The organism is Pseudomonas sp. EA_35y_Pfl2_R5, assembly GCF_963970805.1.
Lineage (GTDB): Bacteria > Pseudomonadota > Gammaproteobacteria > Pseudomonadales > Pseudomonadaceae > Aquipseudomonas.
On record NZ_CAXAOW010000015.1, the window covers coordinates 35917 to 56110 of the forward strand.

Annotated in this window: 15 protein-coding genes; 3 read left to right on the forward strand and 12 right to left on the reverse strand. The window is 61.6% G+C overall.

What is annotated here, in order from left to right; all coding sequences use genetic code 11:
• Positions 1-162 precede the first annotated feature (162 nt).
• The 4 genes from AACX99_RS19070 to AACX99_RS19085 all read right to left on the reverse strand — a co-directional run bounded on the left by AACX99_RS19070 (position 163) and on the right by AACX99_RS19085 (position 5586).
• A complete protein-coding gene (locus tag AACX99_RS19070; protein ID WP_339414007.1) occupies positions 163-1344 on the reverse strand; it encodes an acetyl-CoA C-acetyltransferase in 1182 nt (393 codons plus the stop codon).
• A gap of 97 nt (positions 1345-1441) precedes the next feature.
• Positions 1442-2320 (reverse strand): oxygenase MpaB family protein, encoded by an 879-nt coding sequence (locus tag AACX99_RS19075; RefSeq protein WP_339414008.1) that lies wholly within the window; start codon positions 2318-2320, stop codon positions 1442-1444.
• 139 nt (positions 2321-2459) lie between these two features.
• Complete coding sequence (acs, locus tag AACX99_RS19080; protein WP_339414009.1) at positions 2460-4397, reverse strand: acetate--CoA ligase; 1938 nt, start codon at positions 4395-4397, stop codon at positions 2460-2462.
• A 79-nt stretch (positions 4398-4476) separates the two neighbouring features.
• Positions 4477-5586 carry a DJ-1/PfpI family protein gene (locus tag AACX99_RS19085; protein ID WP_339414010.1) on the reverse strand — a complete coding sequence of 370 codons (1110 nt, stop codon included), beginning with the start codon at positions 5584-5586 and terminating at the stop codon, positions 4477-4479.
• A gap of 124 nt (positions 5587-5710) precedes the next feature.
• On the opposite strand from AACX99_RS19085, the gene AACX99_RS19090 reads away from it, so the two are divergent.
• Positions 5711-6715 carry a GlxA family transcriptional regulator gene (locus AACX99_RS19090; RefSeq protein WP_339414011.1) on the forward strand — a complete coding sequence of 335 codons (1005 nt, stop codon included), beginning with the start codon at positions 5711-5713 and terminating at the stop codon, positions 6713-6715.
• Here the strand turns inward: AACX99_RS19090 and pgi are convergent.
• The 8 genes from pgi to AACX99_RS19130 all read right to left on the reverse strand — a co-directional run bounded on the left by pgi (position 6712) and on the right by AACX99_RS19130 (position 17674).
• Complete coding sequence (pgi, locus tag AACX99_RS19095) at positions 6712-8376, reverse strand: glucose-6-phosphate isomerase (RefSeq protein ID WP_339414012.1); 1665 nt, start codon at positions 8374-8376, stop codon at positions 6712-6714. The genes AACX99_RS19090 and pgi overlap by 4 nt on opposite strands.
• Before the next feature lie 104 nt (positions 8377-8480).
• Complete coding sequence (panC, locus tag AACX99_RS19100) at positions 8481-9341, reverse strand: pantoate--beta-alanine ligase (protein WP_339414013.1); 861 nt, start codon at positions 9339-9341, stop codon at positions 8481-8483.
• Positions 9338-10138 carry a 3-methyl-2-oxobutanoate hydroxymethyltransferase gene (gene panB, locus AACX99_RS19105; RefSeq protein WP_339414014.1) on the reverse strand — a complete coding sequence of 267 codons (801 nt, stop codon included), beginning with the start codon at positions 10136-10138 and terminating at the stop codon, positions 9338-9340. Before panB ends, panC begins: the two co-directional genes overlap by 4 nt.
• Before the next feature lie 236 nt (positions 10139-10374).
• Positions 10375-10872, reverse strand: coding sequence for a 2-amino-4-hydroxy-6-hydroxymethyldihydropteridine diphosphokinase (gene folK, locus AACX99_RS19110; RefSeq protein ID WP_339414015.1), 498 nt, complete (start codon positions 10870-10872; stop codon positions 10375-10377).
• The gene (locus AACX99_RS19115) at positions 10872-12278 is read right to left on the reverse strand and encodes a polynucleotide adenylyltransferase PcnB (protein ID WP_339414016.1); all 1407 of its coding nucleotides are present in this window, start codon (positions 12276-12278) and stop codon (positions 10872-10874) included. The genes folK and AACX99_RS19115 overlap by 1 nt, the downstream gene beginning before the upstream one ends.
• 700 nt (positions 12279-12978) lie before the next feature.
• Positions 12979-14406 carry a sigma-54-dependent transcriptional regulator gene (locus AACX99_RS19120; RefSeq protein WP_339414017.1) on the reverse strand — a complete coding sequence of 476 codons (1428 nt, stop codon included), beginning with the start codon at positions 14404-14406 and terminating at the stop codon, positions 12979-12981.
• Positions 14407-14482: 76 nt separating this feature from the next.
• Positions 14483-17437: a sensor histidine kinase gene (locus tag AACX99_RS19125; protein WP_339414018.1), complete on the reverse strand. Its 2955-nt coding sequence runs from the start codon at positions 17435-17437 to the stop codon at positions 14483-14485.
• Between the two features lie 60 nt (positions 17438-17497).
• A complete protein-coding gene (locus AACX99_RS19130) occupies positions 17498-17674 on the reverse strand; it encodes a hypothetical protein (RefSeq protein WP_003244646.1) in 177 nt (58 codons plus the stop codon).
• Positions 17675-17838: 164 nt separating this feature from the next.
• Between AACX99_RS19130 and AACX99_RS19135 the strand changes: the two genes are divergently transcribed.
• Both AACX99_RS19135 and AACX99_RS19140 read left to right on the forward strand, forming a co-directional pair.
• On the forward strand, positions 17839-19077 hold the full coding sequence (locus AACX99_RS19135) for a parallel beta-helix domain-containing protein (protein ID WP_339414020.1): 1239 nt from the start codon (positions 17839-17841) through the stop codon (positions 19075-19077).
• Positions 19077-20189, forward strand: coding sequence for an SO2930 family diheme c-type cytochrome (locus AACX99_RS19140; protein WP_339414021.1), 1113 nt, complete (start codon positions 19077-19079; stop codon positions 20187-20189). The genes AACX99_RS19135 and AACX99_RS19140 overlap by 1 nt, the downstream gene beginning before the upstream one ends.
• The last annotated feature ends 5 nt before the right edge of the window (positions 20190-20194 follow it).

Genomic DNA, 20194 nt, shown 5'->3' on the forward strand with positions numbered 1-20194 from the left:
AGAGTGGGGTAAGTGGCTACGGGGCTAATGTTGCGCCGCAGCCCGACTCTTGAGAAACGCAGGTGGTCAATAGCAATCATCATTGCTGTCGATGGTAAATAAAAAAGCCGGCCCTCTGATTGATGGGGCCGGCTTTTTTCTAGCTATAACTAAGCGCTGTTATCAGGCTCGCTCGATCGCCAGTGCCACGCCCTGACCGCCGCCGATGCACAGGGTGGCGAGGCCTTTCTTGGCGTCGCGTTTGATCATCTCGTGCAGCAGGGTGACCAGCACGCGGCAGCCGGAACCGCCAATCGGGTGGCCGAGGGCGATGGCGCCGCCGTTGACGTTGACCTTGCTGGAATCCCAGTTCAGCTCTTTGCCCACTGCTAGGGCTTGCGCGGCGAAGGCTTCGTTGGCTTCGATCAGGTCCAGGTCGGCCAGCTGCCAGCCGGCCTTGGCCAGGCAACGCTGGGTGGCGCTGACCGGGCCGATGCCCATGATGGCTGGGTCGACGCCAGCGTTGGCGTAGCTGGCGATTTTTGCCAGTACCGGCAGGCCGAGGGCCTGGGCTTTTGCAGCGCTCATCAGCAGTACGGCCGAGGCCCCGTCATTCAGGCTGGAGGCGTTGCCGGCGGTAACGCTGCCGTCTTTTTTGAATGCTGGTTTCAGTTTGCCCAGGGACTCGGCGGTTGTCCCGGCGCGTGGCTGCTCGTCCGTGGCGAAAGCCACTGGGTCGCCTTTGCGCTGGGGGATCATGACCGGGGTGATTTCAGCGACAAAGCGTCCGGCTTCGATGGCCGCCACGGCTTTCTGCTGCGAGGCAGCGGCGAAGGCGTCCTGCGCTTCGCGGCTGATGTCGTACTTGTCCACCAAGTTCTCGGCGGTGATACCCATGTGGTAATCGTTGAAAGCGTCCCACAGGCCGTCGGTGATCATCGTGTCGATTACTTTGCCATGGCCCATGCGCAGGCCGGTGCGCGCACCAGGCATGACGTAGGGGGCCAGACTCATGTTCTCCATGCCGCCGGCGATGATGACCTCGGCGTCGCCACAACGAATCGCCTGAGCACCCAGGTGCAGGGCCTTGAGGCCCGAGCCGCAGACTTTGTTCAAGGTCAGGGCCGGCACAGCGTGGGGCAGGCCGGCAAGAATCGCTGCTTGGCGCGCCGGGTTCTGGCCGCTGCCGGCGGTCAGCACCTGGCCGAGGATCACTTCATCAACCTGCGCGCCGTCCAGACCTGTCTGTTCAAGCAGGCGGCGGATCACCGCTGCGCCCAGCTCAGGGGCCGGGATATTCGCCAGTGAACCTTGGAAGCTGCCGATGGCGGTGCGGGTGGCGGCAACGATGACGACGTCTTGCATAGCGTGATCCTCTCAAATAGCCGGTGCGGGCTAGGCCGCGAAAGGCCGCTATGTTGGCACAGCGGCTTTGTGCACGACCAGCACGCGAACTGGCCAGTCAGCTGTTGCATGGCGGTTGCAGGCGTTTGCGCGCGCGGTGGATGGCGCCACTGCGTACGGCCCAGCGCAGCACAGGGGCCAGGCTATGTACGCCGGCCTGGATCATGCGGCTGCGTGCCGGACTGACCTGTTGGCCGAGCATCTTCTGTCCCCAGCCGGGCAACAGGTCGATGCCCGCTTGCATCAATAATTTGGCCACCGGTGCTGCGATAAAGCTGGGGGCAGGGGCGTTTAACAGAATGCGCAGAATCTCCAGCGAACGTTCGTCGCAGAGCAGCTCAGGGCGCACCGTCGCTAGGTAGGCGGCGACTTCGGCGCGTGAACGCGGCACCTGGGTGGCGCCCAGGCGTTCGGCGATCAGAGCGATTTCCGCGTAGTAACGGTCTTGATCGGCTTCGCTCAGTTGCGGGTTACGGTAACGCAGGTGGGCCTGGAGGAAACTGTGTACCTCGGCCACATGCACCCAGGTCAGCAGCGCCGGATCACTGGCGGCGTAGGGTCGGCCATCCGGAGCGGTGCCCGTAACCTTGAGGTGAATAGTCTTGACCTTGTCGATCAGCCAATCTGCATCGGCGCGTGAACCGTAGGTGGTGCCGGAAATAAATTGCCCGGTGCGACGCAGGCGGCCGAGCAGGTCGTCACGGAAATTCGAATGATCCCACACCCCGGCCAGCGCCAGTGGATGCAGGGCCTGCAAGAGCAGGGCGCTGATGCCGCCGATCAGCATACTGGTGAAGTCGCCATGCACCTGCCAGCTCACCGAGTTGGGGCCGAACAGGCCGGGGTCACCCTGGGGCTGTTCGAAGTCGATTTGGCCAAGGGCGATGCCGCTGAGGCTAAGAACTTGGCTTTCGATACGGCGGCGCAGGAATTCCATGGAATTGGCTGTTCGCTTGCTGGTGTAGGGTGGCTCGCTTCACCGATCCGCCGCGTGGTGATCCACCGGGTGGCGCTCCACCACGCGGGGCGAAGGGTGGATGAGCGAAACGTCATCCACCCTACATCCGAGATTGCGGTTATTGGTTCAGGCGCTGCTCGATTAGTCCGTCCACTACAGCAGGGTCGGCCAGGGTCGAGGTGTCGCCCATGTTTTCCAGCTCGTTGCAGGCGATCTTGCGCAGGATACGCCGCATGATCTTGCCCGAACGGGTTTTCGGCAGGCCGGGTGCCCACTGGATCAGCTCGGGTTTGGCGAAGCTACCGATTTCCTTGCCGACCAGGGCCAGCAATTCCTTCTTCAGCGCGTCGTTGATTTCCACGCCATTCATCGGCGTGACGAAGGCGTAGATGCCCTGGCCTTTGAGGTCGTGCGGGTAGCCGACCACCGCGGCCTCGGCCACGGCGTCGTGCTGCACCAGGGCGCTTTCCACTTCGGCGGTGCCGATGCGGTGACCGGAGACGTTGATCACGTCATCCACCCGCCCGGTGATCCAGTAGTAACCGTCCTCGTCGCGGCGTGCGCCGTCGCCGCTGAAGTAGTAACCGGGGTAGGGTTTGAGGTAGGTGTCGATCATCCGCTGATGGTCACCGTAGACGCTGCGGATCTGGCTCGGCCAGCTGTCCTTGATCGCCAGCACGCCGCTGCCTGGCCCCTCGATTTCCTTGCCCTGTTCATCCAGCAGCACCGGCTGCACGCCGAAGAACGGCCGGGTGGCCGAGCCGGGCTTGAGGTCGGTGGCACCGGGCAGCGGGGTGATCAGGATGGCGCCGGTTTCAGTCTGCCACCAGGTATCGACGATCGGGCAGCGGCGCTCGCCGACTACATTGAAATACCACTCCCAGGCTTCCGGGTTGATCGGTTCACCCACCGAGCCGAGCAGGCGCAGGCTGGTGCGCTCGGTGCATTCGACCGGGCCGCTGCCTTCACGCATCAGCGCACGCAGGGCGGTGGGCGCGGTGTAGAAGATATTCACCTGGTGTTTGTCGATCACCTGCCAGAAGCGCGAGGCTGTCGGGTAGTTGGGCACACCTTCGAAAATCAGACTGGTCGCGCCGTTGGCCAGTGGGCCGTAGACGATATAACTGTGCCCGGTGACCCAGCCGACGTCGGCGGTGCACCAGTAGATATCGCCTTCGTGGTAGTCGAACACATATTTGTGGGTCATGGCCGCCATCAGCAGATAGCCGCCGGTGCTGTGCAGCACGCCCTTGGGTTTGCCGGTGGAGCCAGAGGTATAGAGGATAAACAGCGGGTCTTCGGCGTCCATCGGCTCTGGTGGGCATTCGCCGCTGACATCCTTGAGTGCCTGGTGGTACCAGATATCGCGGCCCTCTACCCAGTCGATCTCGCCTTGGGTGCGTTCAACCACCACTACGGTGCTGACAGCCGGGCAACTTTGCAGTGCCTTGTCGACGTTGGCTTTGAGTGCCACATACTTGCCGCCGCGCACGCCTTCATCGGCGGTGATCACCGTGTGGCAGTCGGAGTCCAGGATGCGGTCGCGCAGCGCGTCCGGGGAGAAGCCGCCAAATACCACCGAATGCACCGCGCCGATGCGCGTGCAGGCGAGCATGGCGTAGGTGGCTTCGGGGATCATCGGCATGTAGATGCACACGCGGTCGCCTTTCTTCACCCCACGGCTTTTCAGCACATTGGCCAGTCGGCAAACGTTATGGTGCAGTTTGTTGTAGGTGATATGCGCCGACTCGCTGGGGTTGTCGCCTTCCCAGATCAGCGCGATCTGTTCGCCGCGTTGCTCCAGATGGCGGTCGATGCAGTTGTAGCTGACGTTCAACTGGCCACCCTTGAACCAGGAGCCTTGACCACTGAGCAGGTCGCCCTGCTGCACGCTGGTCCAGGGCTTGCTCCAGTCGAGGAAGGCCTTGGCCTGCTCGGCCCAGAAAATTTCCGGCTGTTCAATCGACTGCTGGTAAAGACGCAAGTAGTCGTCGTTGTTCAGGTGGGCGTGTTGGCGCACGGCGTCGGGCACGGGGTGGCGGGTAATGTCGAACATGGCGGGTCCTTGTCGTTGTGTTCCGCGATGCCCATAAGGGTGCACCCAAGCGAGTGCTTGGTACAAGTGCTGTGGCCGCTCAGGGCGCCGTGACCGAGGCAAGGTAGGGGCTGGGGTATTCCAGCTGCAGGGCGACCAGGCGCGCAGTCGCTGCGCCATGACGATTGGCAATATCCGCCAGGGCTTGGTGCAAGGCATGGCTTGCCGGGCCCTTGCCGATGCTCAGGCTGTGCATGCCCGGCTCGCCGTGTACGCGGTCAGGTATCAGGCGCAGGCCGCTGCGCGTCAGCAGCGGCGCGGTGGCGCTGCTTAGTACCTGTGAGCGGTAGGTGCGGGCGTGGGCATCGGCAGTCAGGGCCAGGGCAATTTCATCAATCCCGGCCTGTACGGGGATGATCAGCGTTTCATGCCCCCAAAACGCCAGCCAGTTGCCGGCCAGGGTCAGGTAGTCGGCGCGCTGCAGGGTAAAGGCGCGGCTATCGTGTGTGGCCGACCAATCGGCCAGCCCAAGTTCATCGGCCAGCTGTTGCGCCCGTGTGCGTCCGGCAATGGCCTCGACCAGGGCCAGGGATACTGGCATGGCGGCGCTGACCCCCGAGCTGCTGATTATCGGGCCATCGACCACATAGCGGCGCTGCTCCAGCCATTGAGTCTTGGGGAATTGTGCTTGGCGGTTGTTGGCCGAGTACCAATGCCCGGTAGCACGCCGCCCGTTCAGCAGGCCGGCGTGAGCCAGGCTGAATACGCCGTCGCAAATTCCCAGCAGGGTTGCGCCTTTGCCCGCTTGCGCGCGGATCCAGGCGAGCAGGCGCGCATCGTCGTTATGGTGAGTCGCCGCCACGATCAGGTAGTCGGCGCCCTGCGGATGTCGTGCGTCGAATTCGGCTGTGCTGATGTCGGCGGCAACGCTCAATGCCGGCAGCATTTTGATGGTGCCGGGGTCGGGGGCGACGGCTAGCACCTCGGCAATATCGGCGCGCTTGAGAATCCCGTAGGGCACCACGAAGTCGACCAGTTCGGTCATGCGGTTCTCGCCCAGCACGGCAATCACCGGGCGTGTGCGGCCGTGGCGCGGCACATAGGCGGCGATGGCTTCGTCGCTTATCGGTGGCGAGGTTGCGGCGTGCGCTGTGGTTGTGTCGAGCAATAGGCTAAGGCACAGGCTGAGCAGCAGAAGGCGAGTAGGCATGGGTAGTCTCCAGTCGAGGTTTGAGTCTCGCCTGTCTGTGTTTGGCAGTAATGCCATTGTTGAGTGAATATCTGCCAGTGCCGCGGGCTCGCGCGCCTTTGAACAGGCGCCAAGGATGATTGAGATGCACGAATTGCCACTGTCGCCGCCTGGTGAGCTGCAGGATGTTTTGCTGCTGGTCTTCGACAACTTCCAGTTGCTCGATGCCAGTGGGCCGCTGGAAGTCTTTGCCGTGGTTAATGATCGGCTGGCGGCTGCCGGCTTGCCGCCGCGTTATCGCCTGCGCCTAGTCTCGCAATATGGCGGCGAGGTGCGTGCTTCGGCGGGTGTGGTGATGCTGACCGAGCCCCTGCCGGCAATTGCCCAGCTGGCTGGGGCGACGCTGCTGGTGGCCGGTGGTTTCGGCGTAATGCAGGCGCTGGCTGGCGGACAACTGGCCACCTGGTTACGTCAGGCCGCCGAGCCGCTGGCACGTTGTTGTTCGGTGTGCACCGGGGCTTTTCTGTTGGGTCAGGCCGGGCTGCTGGATGGCCGTATGGCGGTTACCCATTGGCGCTATGTCGAGCTGCTGCAGCGCAGCTTTGCGCAAATTGAGGTGTGCGCCGATGCCTTGTTTATCAAGGATGGCAACTGCTACAGCTCGGCTGGCGTGACTGCCGGGATTGACCTGTGCCTGGCGCTGGTAGAGGAGGACTGCGGGCCGACAATGGCCTTGGACGTGGCCAAGGACCTGGTGCTGCCGCTCAGACGCAGCGGTGGGCAACGCCAGTTCAGTGCCGAATTGTTGGCGCAGACCGGGGCGCCCGGCGGTCTGGCGGAAAGCCTCAAACAGTGGCTGCAGCCCAGGCTGCAGCAGCAACTGGATACCCAGGCGATGGCGGCGGGGCTGGCGCTGTCGGTGCGTACCTTGCACCGCCGCTGCCGTGAGGAGCTGCAGATGACGCCGGGGCACTTTCTGCAGCAACTGCGCCTGGAGGCAGCTTGTCGTCAGTTGGAGCAGGGCGCACGCTCACTCAAACGAGTGGCAGAGCAATGCGGCTTTGTTTCGCTGTACAACCTGCGGCGTTGCTTTAGTCAGCGCCTGGGGGTTACTCCGGATGAGTATCGTCAGCGATTCTGCCGCAGTTAGCCGCGGTGACGATCACGGAAGTGCTGGATCAGTCCCTCGGTCGAAGCGTCACTGGCTGGCGCGTCGAGCTGCCCGGTCAAGCGTTGGTAGACGCCCTGGCCCAGCTCCTTGCCTAGTTCGACGCCCCACTGATCGAAGGCGTTGATGCCCCAGATGGCGCTCTGCACAAAGACCTTGTGCTCATACAGCGCAACCAGTGCGCCGAGGCCGAACGGGTCGATCCGGTTGAGCACGAGGATATTGCTCGGCCGGTTGCCAGGAATCATCTTGTGCGACGCCAGGCGTTGTACTTCAGCTTCATCCAGCCCCTTGCCGCGCAGCTCGCTTTCAGCCTCGGCGCGGGTCTTGCCGTGCATCAATGCCTGGCTCTGCGACAGGCAGTTGGCGAACAGCCACTGATGATGGTCGGCCAACGGGCTGAAGCTGTTGACCGGCACGATAAAGTCCGCCGGGATCAGCTCGGTGCCCTGGTGCAGTAGCTGGTGGTAGGCGTGCTGACCGTTGCAGCCGACGCCGCCCCAGATCACCGGCCCGGTGCTGAAGTCCACGGGGCTGCCGTCCTGGCGCACGCTCTTGCCATTGGACTCCATATCCAGCTGTTGCAAGTGCTTGGTGAAGTTACGCAGGTAGTGGTCGTAGGGCAGGATCGCCTGACTTTTCGCACCCCAGAAGTTGCCGTACCAGATGCCCAGTAGAGCCATCAGTACCGGCATGTTCTCGGCCAGTGGCGCCTGGGTAAAGTGCTGGTCCATGGCGTAGGCGCCAGCCAGCAGCTCCTTGAAGTTGGAGACGCCAATCGCCAGAGCAATCGGCAGGCCGATGGCCGACCACAGCGAATAACGCCCGCCGACCCAGTCCCACATCGGGAAGATATTTTCCTCCTTGATGCCAAACTCGATCGCGGCGGTGGGATTGCTGGTGACGGCAATAAAATGCTTGTGCAGTTCGGCTTCCGGGGCGCCCATAGCCAAGTACCAGTCGCGTGCGGCCAGGGCGTTTTTCAGGGTTTCCAGGGTGCTGAAAGATTTTGATGACACGATAAACAGGGTGGTTTCCGGGTCCAGCCGGGCGGTCAGTTCGCGAAACTCGCTGCCATCGATATTGGCCAGGTAATGGCAGCGCACGCCGCGTTGGGTAAAAGGACGCAGCGCCTCTGAAACCAACTGTGGGCCGAGGAACGAACCGCCGATACCGATATTCACCACCTCGGTGATCGGTTTTTCGCTGTAGCCGCGCCACAGGCCGCTGTGAATGCGGCTGACCAGTTCGGTCATCTGATGCAGCACACGGTGAACTTGCGGAATCAGGTCGACGCCATCGAGTTCTAGGCTGCGACCAATCGGGCTACGCAGAGCGGTGTGCAGGGCGGCTCGGCCTTCGGACGCATTGATCTGCTCGCCATTGAACAGGGATTGAATGGACTCCTGTAGCTGGGTCTGTTCGGCCAGTTGCACCAGCAGCTCGAGGGTCTTTTCGTCGATCAGGTTTTTCGAGTAATCCAGCAGCAGGCCGCAGCTGCTCAGGGAGAAGCGGTTAAAACGCTGCGGATCGCTGGCAAAGGCCTCGCGCATGCTGAAGTCGTTCATCTGCTCTCGCTGCTCGCGTAGCGCTTGCCAGGCGGGCAAGGTGGTGACGTCATGCGGTTGCTGGTAATAGGCCATTGGTGCGTGTTCCTTGTGCTAGGTGCGGCAAATCATACAAAAAAGCCCGGATGATCCGGGCCTTGAGTGTAACTGGAGGGTGTGGGGGGGAAGCAACCTGCTGCTCAGGTTGGCGTGTCGAGATCGAAGGCCAGGTTGTCGATCAGGCGGGTGCTGCCGATAAAGGCTGCCACCAGAATCACCAGCTGGCGATCATCGGCAGTGGCCGGTCGTAGGCTGTTTGCTTCACGCACTTCCAAGTAGTCCCGACGAAAGCCAGCGGCGCTGTGTTGCTGCTGAGCAGTGGTAACCAGCTTGGCGTAGTCACGTTCGCCAGCGCGAATTGCTGCGGCCATCTCCTGCAGTGAACGGTACAGCACTGGCGCAGCTTCACGCTGTTCGGCATTCAGGTAACCATTGCGCGAGGACAGCGCCAGGCCATCTTCGGCGCGAACGGTGGGCTCGCCGATAATCTGGATCGGCATATTCAGGTCGCGCACCAGGGTGCGGATCACCGCCAGTTGCTGGAAGTCTTTCTGACCGAAAATTGCCAGGTCCGGCTGCACCATATTGAACAGCTTACAGACTACGGTGGCGACTCCTTCGAAGTGCCCTGGACGACTTGCGCCACACAGGCCCTCAGAAACTCCCGGCACGCTGACGCGGGTCTGGCCTTGCATACCGTGCGGGTAGATTTCCTCGACGTCCGGGGTAAACAGCAGTTGGCAACCGGCTTCTACCAGTTTTTTCTGGTCGGCGAGTAGGGTGCGCGGGTATTTGTCGAGGTCTTCGCTGGGGCCGAACTGCAGTGGATTGACAAAGATACTGGCGACCACGAAATCGGCGCGTTGCGCGGCTTTTTCCACCAGCGCGGCATGGCCTGCATGCAGGTTGCCCATGGTCGGAACGAAGGCGATCTGTTTGCCTTCGGCGCGAGCCTGGGCGATAGCGGCGCGTAATTCGCGCACGCTCTTAACTGTGTTCATGCAGAAAATCCGTGTTCGGCTGCTGGGAAGCTTTGGTCTTTAACGGCTTTGACGTAGGCGCTGATAGCGTGCTGGATGCTGCTCTGGCCGGCCATAAAGTTCTTTACGAATTTCGGTGTGCGCCCGCTCAGGGAGAGACCAAGCATGTCGTGCAGCACCAGTACCTGGCCGTCTGTTGCGCCGCCAGCACCGATGCCGATCACCGGGATCTTCACCGCCTGGCTGATTTCTGCGGCCAGATCGCTGGGCACACATTCGAGCAGCAGCATGGCGGCGCCTGCCTGCTCCAGGGCCATGGCGTCGGCACGCATCTGCCGAGCCTGGGCTTCCTGACGGCCCTGAACCTTGTAGCCGCCGAGGATATTCACCGCCTGTGGGGTGAGGCCGAGGTGGGCGCACACCGGTACACCACGTTCGGCCAGTTGGCGAATCGGCTCGGCCAGCCAGGCCGCGCCTTCGAGCTTGACCATATGCGCGCCCGCCTGCATCAGCGCTGCGCTGTTATTCAGGGTTTGCTCAAGGGTGGCGTAAGCCATAAACGGCAGGTCGGCGAGGATCAGCGCGCCCTGATTGCCACGCTTGACGCTGGCGGTGTGGTACGCCATTTCGGCGACAGTGACGGGCAGCGTGCTGTCATGGCCTTGCAAGACCATGCCGAGGGAATCGCCCACCAGCAGCACATCGACACCGGCCTGGCAGGCCGTCTGGGCGAACGTGGCGTCATAGCAGGTCAGCATGGCGATTTTCTCGCCGCTCTGCTTGAGGCTTTGCAGGGTGGTCAGGGTTACATCAGGCATGAAAACTGTCCTCACTCAGGCGTTCAGTCAGCAGTTGTGCTGCTTCAAGTTGGCCTGCATTGGCCGCGAATTGCACCGGTGCGGGGCAACGGGACGCCTATAGTCCTGATGGGGGGGCTCGAAGTCAATTGCAGGTGTTACCGGCCTGTTACTGGCGTTACCGCCAATGTGCCGACTGGCCGCCGGGGTTAGTGCTGCAGCGGCTGCATGACCCGGCAGTCGAGATCGCCCTGCTTTCAGGTCAGCTCTGCTGCGCTGAGGCGCTCCAGCCCTATGTAAGGGCAGGCATCAAGCAGCTCAGCCAGTGTTCGGCCATTCGGCAGCTGTAGGTCAGGGGCGATCTCAGCCAGCGGGTAAAGGACAAAAGCACGGGCGTGCATATGGTAGTGCGGCACGGTCAGGCGTGGTTCATTCAGCTGGCGTTCACCGAACAGCAGGATATCCAGATCGAGGGTGCGTGGTCCCCAGCGTTCGGCTTTGCGCGTGCGGCCCTGTTCCTGCTCGATGGTTTGCAGGGCATCGAGCAGCTCCAGAGGTCTGAGCTGGGTATCCAGCGCAGCCACCGCGTTTACATAGCGCGGCTGATCCGCGGGGCCCAGTGGGTCGCTGGCATAGAAGGACGATTGAGCGATCAGGTGGGAGTGCGGCAGCGCGGCCAGGGCGGCCAGGGCGCTGCGTAGTTGTTCGAGCGGGGTGGCCAGGTTACTGCCCAGGCCAATATACACGCGCTCCATTATTCACTCGCGGCGGGGCTGCTGGCGTCACTACCTGGGCCACGTTTGCGCTTGCTGTTGCTGCGTTTGCGCTTGCGCGGCGCACCGGGGCCGTCGTCCTTGCTGCTGAGGTCGCGGATCATATTGCGGCGTTCGCTGTCGCTGACGTCCTGATAGCGGGTCCACCAGTCGCCGAGGCCGCCGGTTTGCTCGCCGGCGCTTTCACGCAGCAGAAGGAAATCGTAACCGGCGCGGAAGCGTGGATTTTCCAGCAGCATATCGGCGCGTTTGCCGCTGCGACGCGGCAGGCGTTCCTGCATATCCCAGATTTCGCGGATCGGCATGGTGAAGCGCTTGGGCACGGCGATACGCTGGCATTGCTCGCTGATCAGCTCGTGAGCCGCTTCCTGCATGGCCGGGATCGGCGGCATGCCGCGGTCCTGCAGTTTGATCACGCGGGCCGGCAGAGCTGGCCACAGCAGTGCTGCAAGAAGGAACGCCGGAGTAACTGTCTTGCCCTGATGGATACGTAGGTCGGTATTATCCAGCGCGTTACGGATCAACAGGTCGGTGTAGTCCGGGTTGAGTTTTAGCGCTTCGGCGCTGGCCGGAAACAGTTGACCGAACAGGCCGTAGTCGACCAGCAACTCGTAGGTGTACACCGCGTAGCCAGCGAGAAACAGCTTGAGCACTTCATCGAACAGGCGTGCGGCGGGGATGCCGCCGAGCAGCGGAGCCAGTTTGTAGATCGGCGCGGCGCTGTGTTTCTCGATGTCGAAATCCAACTTGGCGGCAAAACGCACGGCACGGAGCATGCGCACCGGGTCTTCCTGGTAGCGCTGGGTCGGGTCACCGATCAGGCGGATCAGGTGATTGCGAATATCGTGCACGCCATTGGCGTAATCGAGAATGCGCTCGGTGCTTGGGTCGTAATACAGCGCATTGATGGTGAAGTCGCGGCGCTGAGCGTCGTCTTCCAGGCTGCCATACACGTTGTCGCGCAGGATGCGTCCGCTCTCGTTGCGTGAGGACAGGCTGCTGTTCTCTTCTTCATCGCCTTCGGGATGGTTGGCGCGGAAGGTGGCGACTTCGATGATCTCGCGGCCGAAATGCACGTGAACCAGCTTGAAGCGCCGACCGATTACCCGCGCGTTGCGGAACTCGGCACGCACTTGTTCCGGCGTAGCGCTGGTGGCCACGTCGAAATCCTTGGGGTCGATATCCAGCAGCAGGTCGCGCACGCAACCACCGACCAGATACGCCTGGTAGCCGGCCTGTTGTAGGCGTTCGACCACGCTGATGGCGTAGCGGCTGATTTCACCGCGCTCGATAGGGTGCTGGCTGCGGCTCAACACTTCGGGCGTGCTGTGCGAGTGTTTGCCACGGCGGATGGGGGTACGAAAGGACTTGAACAGCTTTTTCAGCATGGGAGGCACTGTTTGACTAAATGACTGGCCAGAGTATATGCCGGCCGCAGGAATGGCGCGGATTCTAGCATTGAGTCGGGGGTTGATGCAGGAAACGGCGGGAGACTACTGCAGGCGGGGAGTTTGAAGCTACTGGGGGAGCCGAAGCTCCCCCCCAAATTGGTGCGTGCTCTTTTTTTATTATTATGGCGGGCTTGTTGTTTTTGTTGATTTACCCGTTCCATCCAGTCAAGGACTTTTGGAAAACTTCCCAAGCTGGGAATCAAGAGCAAACGGATTTCTTTGGATGCTGATGCTGCCATGATCACACAGTGACCCAACCAGTTCTGGCGCTGCCTTAGGGCAGTTTTATTATTCTCAGCCTGGTTTTGGGGCGAACCCCAAAGGCAATTCCTTTCCAAAAGAATCAGTTAGCTGCGCCTCCGCGTTGTTGTTTTTATTGTGCTGGAGTCGGTACGTCTTATTTTTATTAGGTTTGAAGCGTGCTTGTTATTGTTGTTGTGCCAGCAATAAAGCAGAACCCGTGCCAGCTTTTACAAATCCTTTAAAAACAATGACTTGAGCTGGTATGGGGGTGGCGGTGCGGCATAAAAAAGCCGGGTTCTCGTTACCATAAGACCCGGCTTTTGTTACTAAGTGTTGAATGGGTAACAGACTGTGGAACCTCTGTCGCACGCATCTGTCACCCAGCTGCGACGCTCTAGCCTGCTGTTGCGCCCGAAGATTTGCGCCGTGGAATACCCAGGCGCTGGCGGCGCTCCCACAAGCATTTTCGGCTGATACCGAGTTTGCGTGCCAGTTCGGTCTCGGTCATATGGTCCTGATGTTCCAGTACGAAGTGCTGGAAGTAGTCTTCCAGTGACAGGTCTTCGGTCGGTTCGCTCGGCTCATGCCCCAGACCGCCGCTTTGCGTGGGCAGGCCGGTGAAGTCGTCTTCCAGGTCGTCCAGCTCGATATCGATGCCCAGTAGTTCGGCCGAGATGCTGTTGCCTTCGCAGAGAATCACCGCGCGCTCAATGGCGTTCTCCAGTTCGCGCACGTTACCTGGCCAGGGGTAATGGCGGATGGCCTGTTCGGCATCGTTGGCAAAGCTCAGGTCGAGCCGGCCCTGGCGAGTGCTCTGACGGATCAGGAAGGCGCGGGCGATTTCGATCACGTCAGCCCCGCGCTCACGCAGCGGTGGCAGTTTCAGGGCGATCACGTGCAGGCGGTAATACAGGTCTTCACGGAACTGGCCGATCTTCGACAGGGTTTTCAGGTCACGGTGGGTTGCGGCGATCAGTCGCACATCGACTTTTTGCGATTGCACCGAGCCAACCCGGCGAATCTCGCCTTCCTGTAGTACGCGCAGCAGACGGGCCTGGGCTTCCAGGGGCAGTTCACCGATTTCATCGAGGAACAATGTACCGCCGTCAGCGGCTTCGACCAGGCCTGCGCGGCCGGCGCTGGCGCCGGTAAAGGCACCTTTCTCGTGGCCGAACAGTTCGGATTCGATCAGCGATTCCGGGATGGCGGCGCAGTTTACCGAAATCAGCGGCGCTTTGGCGCGGCGTGAGAGGTTGTGCAAGGCGCGGGCAACCAGCTCTTTACCGGTGCCGGACTCACCTTGAATCAGTACGTTGGAGTCGGTGGGCGCGACCTTGCGGATCTTGCTGTACATCTCCTGCATGGAGGCGCAGGAGCCGATGATGCCGATTTCGCCGTTACTGTTATCCACCACCTTGTCGGCGCTGGGTTTCGCCGTGCCGGTAGCAGGCGCTGGTGTGTTTTTGGCCTGTTGGTGGTCGCGCAGAATGCGTGCCACGGCCTGAAGCATTTCGTCGTGGTCGAAGGGTTTGGCGATGTAATCGACCGCGCCCATCTTCATCGAGTCGACTGCCGAACGCAGGCTGGCGTAGCTGGTCATGATCAGCACTGGCGTGCCCTGGCCGAGCTTGATCAGCTCGGTGCCGGGTGCGCCCGGTAGGCGCAGGTCGCTGACGATCAGGTCGAAGCTAGGGATGCTGAAGCGCTCTTGCGCTTCTTGCACCGAGCCGGCTTCGCTGACTTCGTATTGGTTACGTTCCAGCAGGCGACGCAAGGCAGAGCGGATAATGGTTTCGTCTTCGACGATCAAAATATGAGGCATCAATTCGGTCTCTCGACGGTCTCGGGGCATGCCGCTGGGCTAAGGGGCCTGGCAGGCATGCTCGCTGGTAGCTGGTTTAAGTCGCTATGGACGTCGCCTCGACATGCCTCGGCAGGCTGACCCTAATGCGGGTGCCGCGTTGAAGCTCGGGGTCGGCCGGGCTGTCGATTGTTATCTGTCCATAATGCTCTTCCACGATCGAATAGACCAGTGCAAGGCCCAGTCCCGTACCTTTGCCCGGGTCCTTGGTGGTGAAGAAGGGTTCGAACAAACGATCGATGATCGCCTTGGGAATACCGCTGCCTTCGTCCTCGACGATGAGGTCGACGGTGTGCTCGAAACGTTCGCTCTTGACGCGGATCGCGCTGCCCGGCGGTGAAGCATCGCGGGCGTTGGACAGCAGGTTGATCAGCACCTGGGCCAGGCGTTGCGGGTCACCGACCACCCAGTGGTCGGAATCGCACAAATTGAAGAACTGCACTTCGACGCTGCGCCGGTTGAGGGCCAACAGGGCGATGGCGTCCTGTGCCACCTGGGCCAGGCACACCGGCTCTTCGCTGTTCTGATGGCTGCCGGAATGGGCAAAGCTCATCAGCGACTGCACGATGCGCGACACGCGCTTGGTCTGTTCGATGATCTGCTCGCTGATCTCGGTCAGCTCGCTGTCGCCTTCGCGCTCTTCGCGCAGGTTCTGCGCCAGGCAGGCGATACCGGTTATCGGGTTGCCGATCTCATGCGCCACCCCGGCGGCCAGGCGACCGATGGAGGCCAGGCGCTCGGAATGCACCAGCTTGTCTTCGAGCATCTGCGTTTCCGTGAGGTCTTCAACCAGCAACACCAGGCCACTGTTACCGGGCGCCAGGGGCTCGTCGATGGCCGCCTTGTGCAGGTTGAGCCAGCGTGTCTGGCCATCAAGGGCCAGGCGCTGTTTGTGCAAGTGCTCGTCGGGCAGTTCGATAAAGTTCTGCAGCAGGCCGCGCCAGGGCTCGCCCAGGGTATTTAAGCGCGAACCGACCACGCGTTGCGCGGGGATTTCGGTGAGCTCCTCCATGGCCTTGTTCCACATCAGGATTTCCTGATCCTTGGCCAGCGAGCAGACGCCCATCGGCAGCTCCTGCAGGGTCTGGCGGTGGTAACGGCGCAGGGTGTCGAGTTCGGCCGCCAGGCCCGTGAGGCGCGAGTGGTAGTCCTCCAGGCGGTTCTCGATAAAGTGGATGTCTTCGGTGACGTAGGTTTCGCTGCCGGCTTTATAAGGCAGGAAGGTTTCGACAATGTCCTGGGCCACGCTGGGGCCCATCAGGCCGGAGAGGTTGGCCTCGATGCGATCACGCAGGCGACGCAGGGCATAGGGGCGGCCTTCATCGAACGGCAAATGCAGGTCGCGCAGGGCCTGCTCGACCTCATGCTGGGCGGTCTTGGCGCCCAGGGGTTTGGCCAGTTGCGCGGCAAATTCCTGCGGCGAGGCCGCCAGCAGTTCGCGGCGCTGCGGGCGGCGTACGTTATCCACGGCGCAGGCTTCGGCGGCGCTTTTTTCTTCCGGGCTGGCTTCGGTAAACAGCGACACCAGGGTGAACACCAGTACGTTGGCCGCCAGCGAGCCGATGGCCGCCAGGTGCCAGCTGCTGTCATCCAGTACATAGATGACGTTGAACCAGGGCAGGTACAGCCCCTGCAGGTTGCCGAGCATCGGCAGCAGCATGCTCACCACCCACACGCCGATCCCCGCCAGCAACCCAGCGATAAAGCCTTTGCGGTTGGCGGTCGGCCAGTACAGCACCGAGAGTACGCCAGGGAGGAACTGCAGGGTGGCGACAAAGGCAACGATGCCCAGGTTGGCCAGATCCTGTTCGGCGCCGAGCAATAGATAGAAGCCGTAGCCGGCCATGATGACCAGCAAAATCAGCGCGCGGCGGGTCCACTTCAGCCAGCGGTAGATATTGCCTTCCGACGGTGGCTGATACAGCGGCAGCACCACATGGTTGAGCACCATGCCGGACAGCGCCAGGGTGGTGACGATGATCAATCCACTGGAGGCTGAGAGGCCACCGACATAGGCAATCAGCGCCAGGGTTTGGCTGTTGACCGCGATGCCGACGCCGAGGGTGAAGTATTCCGGGTTGGTGGTTGCGCCCAGCTTCAGCCCGGCCCAGAGAATCAGCGGCACCGCCAGGCTCATCAGCAGTAGAAACAGCGGCAGGCCCCAGCTGGCACTGACCATGGCGCGCGGGTTGAGGTTCTCGGTAAAGGTCATGTGGTACATGTGCGGCATGACGATGGCTGAGGCGAAGAACACCAGCAACAGGGTGCGCCAGGGGCCTTCCTGCAGCGGGGTGTGCAGGCTGGTCAGCGAGGACTGGTTCTGCACCAGCCAGGATTGCAGCTCTTGCGGGCCATCGAATACGCCATACAGGGCGTACAGGCCAATAGCGCTGATTGCTACCAGTTTGACCACCGACTCGAAGGCGATGGCGAACACCAGCCCTTCATGTTTTTCGCGGGTGGCGATATGCCGAGCGCCGAACAGGATGGTGAACAGAATGATCAGCCCGCAGTAGGCCAGCGCCACACGCTCCTGCACCGGCTCGCGGGTGAGAATGCCGATGGAGTCGGCCACCGCCTGAATCTGCAACGCCAGCAAGGGCAATACGCCGACCAGCATAAATAACGTGGTCAGGGCGCCAGCCCAGGTGCTGCGAAAACGGAAAGCGAACAGGTCGGCCAGTGATGACAGCTGGTAGGTGCGGGTGATGCGCAGAATCGGGTAGAGCAGCACCGGAGCCAGCAGAAACGCCCCGGACACCCCCAGGTAACTGGCGAGAAAGCCATAGCCATATTGGTAGGCCAGGCCCACTGTGCCGTAAAAGGCCCAGGCGCTGGCGTAGACGCCGAGTGACAAGGTGTAGGTCAGCGGGTGACGGATCACCCAGCGCGGAATCAGGCCGTGTTCACTGATCCAGGCCACGCCGAACAGGATAAGAAGGTAGGCCGCGCTGATCAGGATCAGCTGGCTCAGGCTAAAGCTCGTCAGCATCACGTTGGCTCTGAAGCGAATAAGGGTGAGGAGTGGTCACGTACGTCGCGCCGCAGCAGGTCAGAGTTCATCGGCATCCCGCTGACTCTGAAGGATGAAGGTCACGACTATCAGGATCAGCCACAGCAGATAGGGGCGGTACCAGGCCCCGTTGGGGTCGATCCACCAGTCCATGATGGCCGGGGAGAACAGGTAGATCCCCACCACCAGGATCAGTACCAATCGATAGATATACATACCGCATCTCTTCGCTTAATTGCCGACGATGGTAACGGATGCATGGCGCTCTGCGTAGGTTGGCTGTTGGTCGGGAGGGTTGCGCTGTGCTGGTGCGGGGCTTGGCTTTTTCTTATTAATTGGTACTATCGTTCCACTTAATAAGAAAAACGCTGGAGATTGCCATGCGCCTTGCCCCGTTTTCCGTGCTCACCCTGTCCGTGCTGCTTGCCGCCTGTAGCGAAGAACCGGCCCCGGTGGCCGATCTGGATTTTCAGAAAGACCTGCAGACCCAGCTGATCAAGGCCAAGCCTGGCAGCGTGATCGAGATTCCTGCCGGCACCTACCAGCTTGACCGCAGCCTGAGCCTGAAAGTCAGCGGTGTGACCATCAAGGGCGCGGGCATGGACAAGACCATCTTGAGCTTCAAGGGGCAGAAGTCCGGCGCCGAAGGCCTGCTGGTGGACGCTTCGGATTTCACCATCGAAGACATCGCCTTCGAGGACACCCTGGGTGACTCGCTGAAAGTGGTAGGCGGCAAGAACATCATTATCCGCCGCGTGCGCACCGAGTGGACCAACGGCCCGGCTACCGAAAACGGCGCCTACGGCATCTACCCGGTGCAGACCGAGAACACTCTGATCGACGGTGCGGTGGCTATTGGCGCCTCCGATGCCGGCATCTATGTCGGCCAGTCGCGCAATGTGGTGGTACGCAACAGCCGCGCCGAGCGCAACGTCGCCGGCATCGAGATCGAAAACACCATCGACGCCGACGTGTATGACAACGTCGCCACTGGCAACACCGGCGGTATTCTGGTGTTCAACATGCCCAACCTACCGCAGGCCGGCCGAGTAACGCGGGTGTTCCGCAACAAGATCGAAGGCAACAACCACAAGAACTTCGGCCACAAGGGTACGCCGGTGGCCAGCGTGCCAGCAGGTTCCGGTGTGGTGATCAACTCCAACGATGATGTCGAGGTGTTCGACAACGATATTGGCGACCACAAGACCGCCAACGTGATCATCAGCAGCTACTTCAGCACCGGTTACACCGACCTCTCCACCGCCGAGAACTTCGACCCCTATCCCGAAGGTATCCATATTCACGGCAACCGCTTTGGCCCTGGTGGCGAGAGCCCGGATCACCTGGAGCTGAAGGCCCTGAAGGTCAGCCAGTTCGGCTTGAACGGCCGCCTGCCGGATATTCTCTGGGATGGCTACGTCAACCTCGACATTCTGGTCGACGGCAAGCTGCCGGCTGATCGAGCGATCTGCATCAACAACGGCGATGCGGGGATGATCAACGTCGACGGGCCGAACAACTACAAGAACATCAGCACGGAAATGGCCGACTACCGTTGCAGCCTGCCGCCGCTGCCGGCAGTCAAACTGGCTTCGGCTGACGCCGACCAGGGGACTTGATGCGTCGCTTGTTACTGGGAGCGTTATTGCTGCTCGCCGGTTGCGAGCAGCAGCCGGCGCCGCTGTACCTACCGCAAGGTGACAACTACCCAGAAACACTCAGCGAGTGGGGCATGCTGCAACGCGCCGACGGCTTTATTGCGCCGATTGCCGAGGCGTTGCCCTATGACCTGAATACCCCGTTGTTCACCGACTACGCACACAAGCTGCGCACCGTCTGGATGCCGGCGGGCACGGCTGCAACCTACGCCGAGGCGCATTTCGACTACCCGGTTGGCACGGTGCTGAGCAAGACCTTCTACTACCCCAAGGATGCCCAGGGCCGGCTGCTGCTTAATGAACAGGATGATCGCGATCCGCAGCGCGGCCTGGAGTTGGCACGGGTGCAGTTGATCGAAACGCGCATCCTGCTTAAACAGCAGGACGGCTGGGTCGCATTGCCCTATGTGTGGGATGAACAGCAACAGGAGGCGCATCTGGAATGGGCTGGCGACAGCCGCCAGCTGAGCCTGCTGGATGCCCAGGACACGACTCAGGCGGTGGCTTATCAGGTGCCGGACGCCAACCAGTGCGCTGGTTGCCATGAGGAAACCGCAGGCAAGGGCGTTAATCCGCTGGGCCCCAAGGCGCGCCAACTGAACAAGGATTTTGCCTATGCCGATGGCACGCACAATCAGTTGCAGCACTGGCAGCAATTGGGCCGCCTGCAGGGTTTGCCGGCCGAGTTGCAGGGCGTGCCGCAGAACGCCTTATGGCCGGCCCCGCGCCCAGACGAGAGCCTGGAGCAGCAGGCGCGCAGTTACCTGGATGCCAACTGCAGCCACTGCCACAACCCCAAGGGTCCGGGGCGTACTTCAGGGCTGCTGCTCGACCCGGCCACGGCCATCGGCATCAGCTACGGTCTGTGCAAACAGCCGGTGGCCGCCGGTAAAGGTTCGGGTGACCGGCTGGTGGATATTCACCCAGGCCAACCGGACAAGTCGGTGCTGCTGTTTCGTGTGGAGAGCGTCGATCCAAGCATTATGATGCCGGAGCTGGGCCGCTCCACTGTGCATGCCGAAGGCGTCGAGGTGCTGCAGCGCTGGATTGCCAGCCTGCAAGGGGATTGCTGAGTTTG

Bases quoted from the DNA above. Each gene is read 5' to 3' on its own strand.
- AACX99_RS19130 (WP_003244646.1), bottom strand. From the start codon at position 17,674: ATGTATATCTATCGATTGGTACTGATCCTGGTGGTGGGGATCTACCTG.
- AACX99_RS19140 (WP_339414021.1), top strand. From the start codon at position 19,077: ATGCGTCGCTTGTTACTGGGAGCGTTATTGCTGCTCGCCGGTTGCGAG.
- panB (WP_339414014.1), bottom strand. From the start codon at position 10,138: ATGCCTGATGTAACCCTGACCACCCTGCAAAGCCTCAAGCAGAGCGGC.
- folK (WP_339414015.1), bottom strand. From the start codon at position 10,872: ATGGAGCGCGTGTATATTGGCCTGGGCAGTAACCTGGCCACCCCGCTC.
- acs (WP_339414009.1), bottom strand. From the start codon at position 4,397: ATGTTCGACATTACCCGCCACCCCGTGCCCGACGCCGTGCGCCAACAC.
- AACX99_RS19075 (WP_339414008.1), bottom strand. From the start codon at position 2,320: ATGGAATTCCTGCGCCGCCGTATCGAAAGCCAAGTTCTTAGCCTCAGC.
- AACX99_RS19070 (WP_339414007.1), bottom strand. From the start codon at position 1,344: ATGCAAGACGTCGTCATCGTTGCCGCCACCCGCACCGCCATCGGCAGC.
- AACX99_RS19085 (WP_339414010.1), bottom strand. From the start codon at position 5,586: ATGCCTACTCGCCTTCTGCTGCTCAGCCTGTGCCTTAGCCTATTGCTC.
- AACX99_RS19120 (WP_339414017.1), bottom strand. From the start codon at position 14,406: ATGCCTCATATTTTGATCGTCGAAGACGAAACCATTATCCGCTCTGCC.
- pgi (WP_339414012.1), bottom strand. From the start codon at position 8,376: ATGGCCTATTACCAGCAACCGCATGACGTCACCACCTTGCCCGCCTGG.
- AACX99_RS19090 (WP_339414011.1), top strand. From the start codon at position 5,711: ATGCACGAATTGCCACTGTCGCCGCCTGGTGAGCTGCAGGATGTTTTG.
- AACX99_RS19125 (WP_339414018.1), bottom strand. From the start codon at position 17,437: ATGCTGACGAGCTTTAGCCTGAGCCAGCTGATCCTGATCAGCGCGGCC.
- panC (WP_339414013.1), bottom strand. From the start codon at position 9,341: ATGAACACAGTTAAGAGCGTGCGCGAATTACGCGCCGCTATCGCCCAG.
- AACX99_RS19135 (WP_339414020.1), top strand. From the start codon at position 17,839: ATGCGCCTTGCCCCGTTTTCCGTGCTCACCCTGTCCGTGCTGCTTGCC.
- AACX99_RS19115 (WP_339414016.1), bottom strand. From the start codon at position 12,278: ATGCTGAAAAAGCTGTTCAAGTCCTTTCGTACCCCCATCCGCCGTGGC.